At 73.5% G+C, this 11,845-nt stretch carries 12 protein-coding genes; 11 read left to right on the top strand and 1 reads right to left on the bottom strand.

Features of this window, described 5'->3' with window-relative positions:
* The first annotated feature begins 48 nt into the window (after positions 1-48).
* From ACYVKZ_RS13625 to ACYVKZ_RS13580, 10 genes are all read left to right on the top strand, one after another.
* A complete protein-coding gene (locus tag ACYVKZ_RS13625; protein WP_460992791.1) occupies positions 49-501 on the top strand; it encodes a MarR family winged helix-turn-helix transcriptional regulator in 453 nt (150 codons plus the stop codon).
* A gap of 27 nt (positions 502-528) precedes the next feature.
* A complete protein-coding gene (gene hrpB, locus ACYVKZ_RS13620) occupies positions 529-3,207 on the top strand; it encodes an ATP-dependent helicase HrpB (protein ID WP_460992790.1) in 2,679 nt (892 codons plus the stop codon).
* A gap of 137 nt (positions 3,208-3,344) precedes the next feature.
* Positions 3,345-5,027, top strand: coding sequence for an ABC-F family ATP-binding cassette domain-containing protein (locus tag ACYVKZ_RS13615; protein WP_460992789.1), 1,683 nt, complete (start codon positions 3,345-3,347; stop codon positions 5,025-5,027).
* Between the two features lie 37 nt (positions 5,028-5,064).
* Complete coding sequence (locus ACYVKZ_RS13610) at positions 5,065-5,592, top strand: GNAT family N-acetyltransferase (RefSeq protein WP_460992788.1); 528 nt, start codon at positions 5,065-5,067, stop codon at positions 5,590-5,592.
* 191 nt (positions 5,593-5,783) lie between these two features.
* Complete coding sequence (locus ACYVKZ_RS13605) at positions 5,784-6,233, top strand: response regulator (protein ID WP_460992787.1); 450 nt, start codon at positions 5,784-5,786, stop codon at positions 6,231-6,233.
* A 142-nt stretch (positions 6,234-6,375) separates the two neighbouring features.
* Positions 6,376-6,651: a hypothetical protein gene (locus ACYVKZ_RS13600; RefSeq protein WP_460992786.1), complete on the top strand. Its 276-nt coding sequence runs from the start codon at positions 6,376-6,378 to the stop codon at positions 6,649-6,651.
* Between the two features lie 197 nt (positions 6,652-6,848).
* A complete protein-coding gene (locus ACYVKZ_RS13595) occupies positions 6,849-7,046 on the top strand; it encodes a hypothetical protein (protein WP_460992785.1) in 198 nt (65 codons plus the stop codon).
* Positions 7,047-7,122: 76 nt separating this feature from the next.
* Positions 7,123-9,156 (top strand): penicillin-binding transpeptidase domain-containing protein, encoded by a 2,034-nt coding sequence (locus ACYVKZ_RS13590; RefSeq protein WP_460992784.1) that lies wholly within the window; start codon positions 7,123-7,125, stop codon positions 9,154-9,156.
* A 40-nt stretch (positions 9,157-9,196) separates the two neighbouring features.
* Positions 9,197-9,940, top strand: coding sequence for an MBL fold metallo-hydrolase (locus ACYVKZ_RS13585; RefSeq protein ID WP_460992783.1), 744 nt, complete (start codon positions 9,197-9,199; stop codon positions 9,938-9,940).
* A gap of 116 nt (positions 9,941-10,056) precedes the next feature.
* Positions 10,057-10,797: a GAF and ANTAR domain-containing protein gene (locus ACYVKZ_RS13580; protein WP_460992782.1), complete on the top strand. Its 741-nt coding sequence runs from the start codon at positions 10,057-10,059 to the stop codon at positions 10,795-10,797.
* A 41-nt stretch (positions 10,798-10,838) separates the two neighbouring features.
* Here the strand turns inward: ACYVKZ_RS13580 and ACYVKZ_RS13575 are convergent, their stop codons facing one another.
* Positions 10,839-11,087 (bottom strand): DUF3072 domain-containing protein, encoded by a 249-nt coding sequence (locus ACYVKZ_RS13575; protein ID WP_460992781.1) that lies wholly within the window; start codon positions 11,085-11,087, stop codon positions 10,839-10,841.
* 105 nt (positions 11,088-11,192) lie between these two features.
* Between ACYVKZ_RS13575 and ACYVKZ_RS13570 the strand changes: the two genes are divergently transcribed.
* Positions 11,193-11,759 (top strand): COG4315 family predicted lipoprotein, encoded by a 567-nt coding sequence (locus ACYVKZ_RS13570; protein WP_460992780.1) that lies wholly within the window; start codon positions 11,193-11,195, stop codon positions 11,757-11,759.
* Positions 11,760-11,845: the final 86 nt, after the last annotated feature.

Genomic DNA, 11,845 nt, shown 5'->3' with positions numbered 1-11,845 from the left:
ATACAAACAATTCCAGTCTATACTTGCCTGTGACCGCGGGACGGCCGCGTGCGTCGTGATATCGGACTCGGGCAGGGGCGGATGGCGGACGAGCTCAACGGGGAGGTGTTCCACCTCATGCGGCGCCTCATGCAGGACCACGCGACCGCCTGGCAGGCGGCGGTGCCTGAGCTGACCAAGGCGCAGTACGCCGTCATGCGTGCCGTCGCAGAGCACCCCGGCATCGAGCAGGCGAGGCTCGGAGTCGCCGCTGCCACCGGCAAGGCCACCCTCGCCGAGCTCCTCGGCCGGCTCGAGAAGCGCGGGCTCCTCGAGCGCACGGTCGATGCCCGGGATCGCCGGCGCCGCTACGTGGCCCTCACGGATCAGGGCGCCGAGCTCCTTGAGAGCTGGCTCCCCGCCGTCCGCCGCGTCGACGAGGCGATGCTCGATGCGGTCAGCCCCGCCGAGCGCGCCGACCTCATCCGCCTGCTCCGCGCACTGCTCCGCGACACCGAGTAGCGCTCTTCCCCCGGGCACAATGGACCGATGACCACCCGCCCGCCCGCACAGCCGTTCGACCTGGCCCGCATCGGCGCCGGCCTCACGTTCGCCGGCTCGCTCGCGGAGCTCGGGGCTGCCCTCGCCGGCCCGGGAGACGCCGCGGTCGTGCAGGCGCCGCCGGGAACGGGCAAGACCACCCTCGTCCCGCCGCTCGTGGCGAACCTCGCCCTCGCCGAGGCGCACGACGGCGGCGCCCCGCCGCGCGTCGTCGTCACCCAGCCGCGTCGGGTCGCCGTGCGGGCCGCCGCCCACCGGCTCGCCGCACTGGACGGCGTCCGGGCGGCCCACCGGACCGGCTACACCGTGCGGGGCGAGCGGACCGCCGGTGCGGGCACCGTCGTCGAGTTCGTCACACCGGGGGTGCTGGTGCGCCGTCTGCTCGCAGATCCGGGGCTGGAGGGAGTGGACGCCGTGGTCCTCGACGAGGTCCACGAACGCGGGCTCGAGACTGACCTGCTCGTGGGCATGCTCGCCGAGGTCCGCCAGCTCCGCGGCGACCTCCGGCTCGTGGCCATGTCCGCCACCGTGGATGCCCCGCGCTTCGCCGGGCTGCTGGGCGACGAGGAGGGGCCCGCGCCGGTGGTCGACTGCCCGTCCGCGCTGCACCCGCTCGAGGTCACCTGGGCACCGTGGGACGCCCCGAGGATCGACGAGCGCGGCGTGGCCCGCGCCTTCCTCGACCACGTGGCCGACACCGCGGCACGCGAGCTCGCCGCCGAGCTCGCGGCCGCCAGGGATGTCGACGCCCTCGTCTTCGTCCCCGGGGCCCGGGAGGTCCGGCATGTGGCCGAGCGGCTGCGCGCGCGGGTGCGGGGCACCGAGGTCCTCGAGCTGCACGGGCAGGTCCCGGCCGCCGAGCAGGACCGCGCAGTGTCCGGCCGCGGCCCCGGGGACCGGCCGCGGATCGTCGTCTCGACCGCGCTGGCGGAGTCCTCCCTCACGGTCCCCGGGGTGCGGCTCGTCATCGACTCCGGCCTGGCGCGTGAACCGCGCCGGGACGCCTCGCGCGGGATGTCCGGCCTCGTGACCGTCTCCTGCTCCCGGGCCTCGGCGCAGCAGCGCGCCGGACGTGCCGCCCGCCAGGGGCCCGGCCGCGTGGTGCGCTGCTACGACGAGCGGGCCTATGCCGCGGCACCGGCCCACTCGACCCCCGAGATCGCCGCGGCTGACCTGACGGAGGCAGCGCTCATCCTCGCGTGCTGGGGAGCGCCCGGCGGCCGGGGGCTCGCCCTCCCGGACGCGCCGCCGCGCGCGGCGCTGGCCGATGCCGTCTCCACCCTCGCGGCGATCGGCGCCGTGGACGATGCCGGACATGCGACCGCTCTGGGGCGCCGGCTCGCGCGGATCCCGGCCGACCCGCGGCTGGCCCGCGCCCTGCTCGAGGGGACACGACTGGTGGGCGCGCGGGCCGCCGCCGAAGCGGTCGCGATGGCGGCCCGCGACCTGCGGCCGCCCGGCGCCGACCTCGGACGCCTGCTCTCGGCGCTCCGCTCCGGCCGCGACCCGCAGGCGCGCGCCTGGGCCGAGGAAGTCCGGCGGTTCGAGCGGATCGCGCGGGACGCCGGGGCCGGGTCCGCGCAGGGACATGACCCCTCAACGCTGGGACATGACCCCTCAACGCAGGGACATGACCCCTCAACGGAGGTGGGGGCCGTGGTTGCCCTCGCCTTCCCGGGGTCGGTGGCGCGCCGCGTCCCCGGCGGCCCGGAGGCCTACCTGCTCGCCTCCGGCACCCGGGCCGGGCTCCCCGCCGGCAGCTCCCTGTCGGGACACGAATGGCTCGCCGTGGCCGAGGCCGCGCGGGCGGCGGGCCGGGACGCGGCGGGGACGGGCGCCGTCGTGCGTGCGGCAGCCCCAATCAGCCGTGAGCTCGCCGAGTCGGCCGCCGCCCACCTGCTGACGGACCGCGTCGAGGCCTCGTTCGAGGACGGCCGGGTCGTGGCGCGGCGCGAGCGGCGCCTGGGCGCCATCCAGCTCGCCTCGACCCCGGTGCGTCCCGCCGCGGAGGAGGGCCACGCCGCGGTCATCCGCGCACTCGCGGCGCACGGGCTCGGCGTCATCGGCTGGTCCGAGGGCGCAGAGGCGCTGCGGCGCAGGCTTGCGCTACTGAACCGCGAGCTCGGCGCACCCTGGCCGGACGTGGCCGATTCCGCCCTGCTCGCCCGCCTCGACGACTGGCTCGCCCCGGAGGTCGATGCGCTCGCGCAGGGCGCCGCGGCCCGCGGGATCGACCTCGCCGAGCCCCTGCGTCGGCTCCTGCCCTGGCCCGAGGCCTCCCGGCTCCCCGAGCTCGCACCCGAGCGGCTCGAGGTGCCCAGCGGGTCGCGCGTGCGGATCGAGTACCCGCCCGTCGACGACCTCCCAGGCGCGGACGGCACCGCGGCGCCGGGTGCGAGTCCGATCGTGGCGGTCAAGCTCCAGGAGTGCTTCGGCTGGGCGGAGACGCCCCGACTCGTGGACGGGCGCGTGCCCGTGCTCTTCCATCTCCTCTCCCCGGCGGGACGGCCGCTGGCCGTGACCGCCGACCTCGCCTCCTTCTGGTCGGGCCCGTACGCGCAGGTGCGCGCCGAGATGCGCGGCCGCTACCCCAAGCACCCCTGGCCCGAGGACCCGTGGACCGCGGTGGCGACGGCGAAGACCAAGCGGCGCCTCGCGGGGGAGTGACGGCCGGGCACCTCTGGCGCTGGCTGGGCATATGGACACAACTCAGGCGTTCTTGGGGCGTTCCGGGCCTGTGTTGTGTCCAGATGCCCGCAGGGGCCGGCACCGGGGTGCCAGCGGCCAGCCACTACGCTTGATGGGTGGCCCACCTCGACCTCTCCGGCATCGACTATGTCCTCTCGGACGGCACCCCGCTCCTGAACGGCGTGACCTTCAAGGTCCCGGAAGGCTCGAAGACCGCGCTCATCGGCCCGAACGGCACCGGCAAGACGACCCTGTTCAAGATCATCGCGGGCGACCTCGCACCCGACGAGGGCGTGGTGGGGCGGTCGGGCTCCCTGGGCGTCATGCGGCAGTTCATCGGCCAGGTGCGCGACGACTCCTCGGTGCGTGACCTCCTGCTGGGGGCTGCTCCCGCCGACGTCGCGGCCGCCGGCCGGGCGCTCGACGCCGCCGAGCTGGCCATGATGGAGGACGACGGCGAGGCCACCCAGATGGCCTACGCCCACGCGATCGCCGAGTGGGGGGACGCCGGCGGGTACGAGTGGGAGACCGTCTGGGACGAGGTCACGATGGCGGCGCTCGGCGTCCCGTACGAGCGCGCGCAGCACCGCACGGCCGCCACCCTCTCCGGCGGCGAGCAGAAGCGGCTCGTCCTCGAGGCCCTCTTCGCCGGCCCCGACGATCTCCTGCTCCTCGACGAGCCGGACAACTACCTCGACGTCCCCGGCAAGCGCTGGCTCGAGGCCAAGCTCAACGCCTCGCGCAAGACGGTGTTCTTCATCAGCCACGACCGGGAGCTGCTCAACAACGCGGCCCAGCGCATCGTCACGCTCGAGCCCGGGATCAACGGGGCGAGCGCCTGGATCCACGGCGGCGGGTTCGCCTCCTACGTGGAGGCACGGGCCGAGCGGAACGCCCGGTTCGAGGAACTGCGCAAGCGCTGGGACGAGGAGCACGCGAAGCTCAAGGAGCTCGTGACCATGTACAAGACCAAGGCCGCGTTCCGCTCCGACATGGCCAACCGCTACCACGCAGCCCAGACCCGGCTCGAGAAGTTCCTCGCCGCCGGGCCGCCCGAGGCGCTGCCCGTGGAGCAGAACGTGCGGATGAGGCTGCGCGGCGGGCGCACCGGCAAGCGCGCGGTCGTGGCCGAGAAGCTCGAACTGACGGGGCTCATGAAGCCGTTCTCCACCGAGATCTGGTTCGGGGACCGGGTAGCAGTGCTCGGCTCGAACGGCTCGGGCAAGAGCCACTTCCTGCGCCTGCTCGCCCTCGGGGGCACCGATCCGGAGCGCGAGCACCTGCCGGTCTCCGAGGTGGTCATCGCGCCCGTCCCGCACGAGGGGACGGTCAGGCTCGGCGCCCGGGTCCGGCCCGGGTACTTCGCCCAGACCCACTCCCGGCCGGACCTTGCCGGCCGGACCCTGCTCGAGATCCTGCACCGCGGCGATGAGCACCGCTCCGGCCTGGCACGGGAGGCCGCAGCAGGCGCCCTCGACGGCTACGGGCTCGCGGGCCAGTCCGAGCAGAAGTACGAGTCGCTCTCGGGCGGCCAGCAGGCCCGGTTCCAGGTCCTCCTCCTCCAGCTCTCCGGGGCAACGCTGCTGCTCCTCGACGAGCCCACCGACAACCTCGACCTCCACTCGGGCGAGGCGCTCGAGCGGGCCATCGACGCGTTCGAGGGCACCGTCCTGGCCGTGACCCACGACCGCTGGTTCGCGAAGTCCTTTGACCGGTTCCTCGTGTTCGGCTCGGACGGCACCGTCCGCGAGGCTGCCGAGCCGGTGTGGGACGAGGGGCGCGTCGAGCGGGCCCGGTAGGCCCCGGGACGGCGTCCCGGGCGCGTACCATCGCCCCATGGACGCCCATCCCGCCGAGGCCCGGCATGCCCTGACAGCCCGCGATGCCACCGCCGCCGAGTGGCCGCGGATCCGGGACATCTACGCCGCGGGGATCGAGCCGGGCGATGCGACCTTCGAATCGGCACCGCCGCCCACCTGGGAGGCCTTTGCGGCGAGGAAGGAGTTCGTCCTCGTGGCCTGCGAGTCGGGCTCCGGCTCTCCGGTCCTCGGCTGGGCCGGGGCGGGCCGCGTGTCCGCCCGCGAGGTCTACCGCGGCGTGGTGGAGCACTCGCTCTACGTGGACCCCGCGGTCGGAGGACGCGGCGTGGGGACGTTCCTCATGGGCGCCCTCCTCGAGGAATCGCGGAACCGCGGGATCTGGACTGTCCAGGCCACCGTCTTCCCCGAGAACGCCCCGAGCCTGGCGCTCCACCGGAAGTTCGGCTTCCGCGAGGTCGGGCGCCGCGAACGGATCGCCCTCATGGGGCACGGGCCGCTCGCGGGAACCTGGCGGGACACGGTGCTGCTAGAGCTCAGGCTCTGACGCGGGCCGTCCCTGCGCGCGCCGGAAACAGCCCGTCCCGAGGATCTGCTTGAAGTACATGGGGATTCCTGCCCTATCCAAGAGGCCGCGGCAAAGAGAGAATGGTGGTACTGGGCGATCCCTTCCGGACCGAACGAGGGCACGATGCCCTCTTGTGTCCTCTTCTGGATCGAACTGGAAGGAGCCAGCCCATGTGCCCCCACCCATCCTCTGCTGCCGCGCGCCCTCGGGCCCGGCTGTTCATCTATGACCGCCATGACCTGGCCCGTGAGAGCCTCCGCGAGCTCTTCCAGGACGAGGGGTTCGACGTCGTCGGCACAAGCGGGGACCCCGACGCCGCGGTCGCGCAGATCCTGAACCTGCGGCCGGACGTCTGCGTGCTCGACGCCGGGATGCTCACTGGGGCGGGCGTGGACATCTGCCGCCGCGTCCGGGAGGCCGTCCCTGCGATCCGGTGCGTGCTCCTGGCCGCGTGGAAGGCCCCGGAGCTCGACCGCCGCGCCGCGGCCGCGGGGGCCTACGCGCTCGTGCTGAAGAGCGTGCGCACTGCCGAACTCTTCACCGCCGTGGACGCGGCGGCCGCATCGGATCCGGCTGCGGACGGGGCAGCAGTCCGGGAGGGCGCGGGGGGAGGCCGCTGACGCTCGTCCAGCCGCCGGCCGCATCCCCGACCGGGGAGCGCGCGTCCGGGAGGGCCAAGATGTGGGACTTTTGGCCCTCCAGATGAGAGCCGCCATCTCGGACTCTGGGAAGAAGCTGTCCCAGGATGCAGAACGGAGTCCGATGAAGAACGCCCCTGCTCGTCCCCCGCGTCACCATGACCGCCCCGCGGCCGCGCGGACCCGCTCGCCCGGCCCCTTCGACCCGGCCGACTCCAGCCGGCCGCCCCGCGACCCGGTCCGCCCGCAGCTGCCATCCCACGGGACGGCTGCCCTCGACCCCCAAGCGGTCCGCCGCCGGGAGCAGACCCTGGAGGGGCTCCGCCGCGCCGGCCTCGACACGGAACAGGCCCTGGCACAGATCAGCCGCCTGGAAGCCGGCGACGTCTGGAGCGGATAGGCCGGCGGGCACCCCGACCTCCCCAGTGCTGGGCGACCGGGCCGTTGGACTCTGGCCCGGATCCGCGCCGCGGGACGACCCTGAATCCAGGGGGCTGGGGCATCGTGGACAAGCAGGTCACGGGGGAACAGGCTTCACCTTGGGCTCGGCAGCCCTCGCCAGAACGTGCCTTCCAGCATGACCAGGAGGCGAGGGCGATGGCTGTCAGCTCTCACCAGAGGACCCCGGTTTCCCGACGCGTCCGGATACGGGTCGCGGCCGCCGCGGCACTGGCGGTGATCCTGGTCCTCGTCTGCGCCGGGGGCATCGTCGGAACCCTCGCCTACCCGCTCTCCCTGGCCCTCCTGGCTGCCTGGTCGCTGCGGGCGAACGAGGCCCGCAACGGCAGGCGCTGACCCGCCGCCCCCGCCGGATCCACGGCGTGGCCCGGGCGGTCCCAGTCCTGTCGGAGCCACCGCTTAAGCTGTCGGCGTGGGGAACTTCCGTGTGGTCTCGCTCGTCCTCGCCGCCGCCCTGATGGGCGCGGCGCTCACCTCGTGCGACGACGGTCGCCAGACGGCGGCCAAGCAGGCCGCCGGAAAGCTCGCCTCGGCACTTGCCGCCCGCGACGTCGGCGGCGTGCCCCTGAAGGGCAAGGACCCGGCGGCTGCCCAGCAGCAGCTCGCCGCCGCCTTCAAGGGCCTCGGCGACGTGAAGCCGGCCGTCACCGCCGGCGAGCCGAAAGTGGACGGCGACAAGGCCGACGTCGTCCTCGCCTACGACTGGAAGCTCGCCGGGCAGGACTGGACCTACCAGACGACGGCGCAGCTCGCCCGGGACGGCGACCGCTGGCTGACCCAGTGGAAGCCCGATCTCCTCGCCCCCCAGCTCGCCGACGCCGAGGTCCTCACGGTCGACACCGCCGCACCGGCCCGCGCGGATATCCTCGGGGCCGGGGACGCGAAGCTCGTGACCGAGCGGCCCGTGCTCCGCGTGGGCATCGACAAGTCCCAGCTCGCCGCCGACCGCCAGGCCGATTCCGCCACGAAGCTCGCGGCCCTGGTCAAGATCGACCCCGGCGAATTCGCGAAGCAGGTCAAGGCCGCCGGCGAGAAGGCCTTCGTGGAGGCCATCACGCTCCGCGACGAGCCCGGGCGCACACCCACCGACAGCCAGATCGCGGCCGTCCCCGGCGCCATCACCGTCAAGGACAGCATGCCGCTGGCACCGACCCGCACCTTCGCCCGGCCAGTCCTCGGCGTGGTCGGGCAGGCCACGGCGGAGCAGGTGAAGGATTCGGGCGGGGCGATCCAGCCCGGCGAGACGACCGGGGCCAGTGGGCTACAGGCCAAGTACGACGCCCAGCTCCGCGGCCAGGACGGCATCACGGTCTACGCACAGGCCGCCGACCTCACCGCGGAGAAGCTCAAGGCGGAGCCGGGGGTGCGGCGCACGCTCTTCACGAAGCAGCCGGTGCCGGGGACCCCGCTGAAGACCACCCTCGACCCCCGACTCCAGCAGCTCGCGGAGGACGAGCTCGCCGGCATCGGGCCGGCCTCGGCAATCGTCGCGCTGCGCCCCTCCGACGGCGCGGTCCTCGCCGCCGCCTCCGGACCCGGCAGCAACGGCTACAACACCGCGATGTTCGGCCAGTACGCGCCCGGGTCGATCTTCAAGACCATCGACTCCCTCGCGCTCATTCGCCAGGGCGCCACCGCGGACCTGAAGGTGCAGTGCACCCCCACGCTCACCGTGGATGGCAAGACCTTCCAGAACGCCACCGGATACCCTGCCTCCTCGCTCGGCGAGATCACCCTGCGCGACGCCTACGCCCACTCGTGCAACACCGCCTTCATCTCCCAGCGCGACAAGGTCTCGCAGCCTCAGCTCGAGTCCGCCGCGACCTCTCTCGGGGTGGCCGTCGACGCCCCCAAGCTCGGGGCGCCGGCCTTCCTCGGATCCGTCCCGGGCGACGCCGGCTCGACCGAGCACGCCGCCTCGATGATCGGCCAGGGCAGGGTGCTGTTCTCCCCGCTCGCGGCCGCGATCATGGCCGGGTCGGTCGCGAAGGGCTCGCCCGTCTCGGCGCAGCTCGTGCTGAACCCCCAGACGGGCACGACGCCGGGCGGGTCGCCGTCCGCGGGCGCGTCCGCCACTGCCACGGGTGCCGCCCTGGCTACCGGGAGCGGCTCGGCCGGCCCCGCGCCGTCGTCCGCGGGCACGACGGCGAGCCCCGCCTCCCAGCCCGGCCCACCGCTCACGGCGGCCGAGGCGGCGGTGCTGAAGGACATGATGCGGGCGGTCGTCACGAGCGGGCACGCGGGCTTCCTCGCGGATGTCCCCGGCGGCCCCGTGGGGGCGAAGACCGGCACAGCGGAGTTCGGCTCCGACAGCCCGCCCAAGACCCACGCCTGGATCATCGGAACCCACGGCGACCTCGCGGTCGCGGTGTTCGTCGAGGAGGGCGGCCTCGGCGCGACAGTCTCCGGGCCCCTGCTGAAGAACTTCCTCGTCAAGGCGGGCTGAGCCGCCGTTTCGACCCAGCACGCCGGGGTAACCGGTCGCAATGTTCACCAAGAACGCGGCCCCCGGGATCCACCGGCTCGAGCACGCCGCCACCAACCTGTACGTGGTCGAGGACGGCGGGAGCCTGATGCTGGTGGACGCCGGATTCCCCTCGAGCGAGCGCTTGCTCGCGCAGGCCGTCCGGACCCTCGGCAGAGGACCGGAGGACATCAGGGCGCTCGTCCTGACCCACGGACACTTCGACCACATCGGTTCCGCCACCCGTCTCAGGGCGAGGCTGGGCATCCCGGTGTACGCGCATTCCGCCGACCACTACATCGCTGCCCATCCCTACCGCTACCGGCACGAGCGGAGTGCACTGCTCTATCCGGTCCGCTACCCCAAGTCCCTCGCAGCCCTCGGGCGGATGGCGGCCGCCGGGGCGTTCGCCGTTCCCGGCATCCGCGACGTGCGTACCGTCGATCAGGACGCCCTGCGGTCGCTGCCGGGCGCCCCCACCCTCCTGTCGGTGCCCGGCCACACCGCCGGCTCGGTCGCCCTGTGGTTCCCCGAGCGCGGCGCAGTGATCACCGGCGACGCCCTCGTGACCCTCGACCCCTACACGGGCGGCCGCGGCCCCCAGATCGTGGCCCAGGCGGCGACCGCGGACAGCGGCGCCGCGCTGGCCTCCCTGGACGCCCTCGCCTCGACGAAGGCCTCGATCCTCCTGCCCGGCCACGGTGAGCCGTGGACGCAGGGCGCCGAGGCCGCCGTCGCCCGCGCCCTCGAGGTATCCCGCCACTGACCGGGACCCCTCAATCCGTGCGCACTCGCAATCGTTGCGTTCGCGGAGAACCAGTCGGATGATTGAGGAAACGGAAGGGGAGTTTCCACCTGACGGGCGCCGAGGGAGGCGGCAAGGTGACGAGCGAGAACATTGAGACACGGACGGTGACCGCGCTCCAGCTGCAGGAAGCCCTGCTCGCGAGCGAGGACCTGAAGGCCTTCTTGGGGCAGCTGACGGACGCCGCCGCGGAACGCCTCGCGCCCCATGGGGCCGACTACTGCAGCGTGACCCTGCAGCGGCGCCGCCGAGGCACCACGATCGCCTCGAGCGACCCCGAGGCCTCGCGATGGGATGAACTCCAGTACGCGGCGGACGAGGGGCCCTGCCTCGATGCGGTTCGAACCGGCTCGGCAGTCAGCTCCGGAGACCTGTGGTGCGAGCAGCGATGGGCCGGCTTCGTCTCGCATATCAGGGACTACGGCCCGCGGTCGCTCATGGCCGCGCCGATCCCGCTGCAGAGCGAGGCGAGCGCGGCGCTGAACTGCTACAGCGTCAGGCGCAACGCCTTCACGGCACCGGACCGGGAGGAACTCTCCGCCGTGGCCGCCGATGCCTCCGGCGCGCTCAGGATCGCGCTGCGCCTCGCCGCGGGAAACGAGCTGGCCGGCGACCTCATGGCGGCGCTCGATTCGCGCACGGCGATCAACCTCGCCCTCGGCATCATCATGGGCCAGTCCCACTGCACGCAGCGGGAGGCGAAGGAGATCCTGGTCCAGGCGTCCAACCACCGGAACCGCAAGCTCAGGGACGTCGCGCTCGAGATCGTGGGCGCCCACGATCCGGGCACGCCTACCAGCGGCTTCGAGTGCCCCTGAACCCCACCGGGCGGGGGATCGCGCTCCGGGAGGGCCGCCCGCTACTGCTGGCCGGGATCCTCCGAGAGCCGTCCGCTCTTGCTCTGCAGCCTGTCGATGTGTCGCGAGGCCTCCGCCTTGGTGAGGTCGGCGGGGAGCTCCTCCCCGGCCTCCCTCGCGAGCGTGTCGAGGTAGCTGCGCTGGGCGGCGGTCATCGGCTCGTCTCCGGTCACCCAGTCGCCTGGGTCGCGGTCCAGCCCTCCCTGGGGCTCGGGGTCAGGGCTGCCGAGGGTCGCGGTGTCGTCGCTCATACGCATTCCTGTGCCCGCGACAGCCCTGAGCCAAACAGGCCGGGTCAAGGGACGGGAACGGGGTAGGAGGCCACTGAGCACACACATTCGTCGGAAGGCCACGCCATGCAGCACAGGTCACGGATCCTGATCTTCGCCTCGGCCGTCGTCACCTGCGGCGCCCTCTGTTCAGCCTGCGGGGGCGCGGGCCCCACATCGGGGCAGTCGACCGCGCCGATGACGTCCCCGAGCGGCTACGCCGCGGGAGCCGAACGCCCTGAGGCTTCCGGGAAGGCGACCACCGGCCTGAAGACGGCGACGGTGGACGGCCGGCGGGTGGTCGTCGACGCGGACGGCCTGCCGGTGTACTTCTACACCGAGGACAAGCGCGGCGAGTCGAAGAGCGTGTGCCTCGGCGGCTGCGCGACCCTGTGGCCGGCGGTGACCAGCGCCCAGCAGCCGACAGTGGAGGGCATCACGGCGCAGGTCGGCAGTATCCCGGCCGCGGACGGCGGCAAGCAGGTCACCCTCAACGGGCTGCCGATCTACTACTACGCCAAGGACACCGCGGCCGGTAAGGCCAGTGGCCAGGGAGTGGCGGGCGTCTGGTACCTCGTCGCACCCGACGGCAGCATGGTCACGGCTGGTGCCGCCTCCGGCATCGGGACAGCTTCGCCCTCGGCCACCCCGTAGAGCGGCGGATTCGCGGCCGCTCCGACGCGGCGCGCGCGGCCCTCAGCCCCGGGGTGATTGAGTAGGGCCATGCGATCGACGGATTG

This window comes from Sinomonas soli, assembly GCF_054782415.1.
This window is presented reverse-complemented; position numbering and strand designations above follow the sequence as displayed.

Bases quoted from the DNA above. Each gene is read 5' to 3' on its own strand.
- ACYVKZ_RS13575 (WP_460992781.1), bottom strand. From the start codon at position 11,087: ATGAGCGACGACACCGCGACCCTCGGCAGCCCTGACCCCGAGCCCCAG.
- ACYVKZ_RS13570 (WP_460992780.1), top strand. From the start codon at position 11,193: ATGCAGCACAGGTCACGGATCCTGATCTTCGCCTCGGCCGTCGTCACC.
- ACYVKZ_RS13595 (WP_460992785.1), top strand. From the start codon at position 6,849: ATGGCTGTCAGCTCTCACCAGAGGACCCCGGTTTCCCGACGCGTCCGG.
- ACYVKZ_RS13600 (WP_460992786.1), top strand. From the start codon at position 6,376: ATGAAGAACGCCCCTGCTCGTCCCCCGCGTCACCATGACCGCCCCGCG.
- ACYVKZ_RS13605 (WP_460992787.1), top strand. From the start codon at position 5,784: ATGTGCCCCCACCCATCCTCTGCTGCCGCGCGCCCTCGGGCCCGGCTG.
- ACYVKZ_RS13610 (WP_460992788.1), top strand. From the start codon at position 5,065: ATGGACGCCCATCCCGCCGAGGCCCGGCATGCCCTGACAGCCCGCGAT.
- ACYVKZ_RS13585 (WP_460992783.1), top strand. From the start codon at position 9,197: ATGTTCACCAAGAACGCGGCCCCCGGGATCCACCGGCTCGAGCACGCC.
- hrpB (WP_460992790.1), top strand. From the start codon at position 529: ATGACCACCCGCCCGCCCGCACAGCCGTTCGACCTGGCCCGCATCGGC.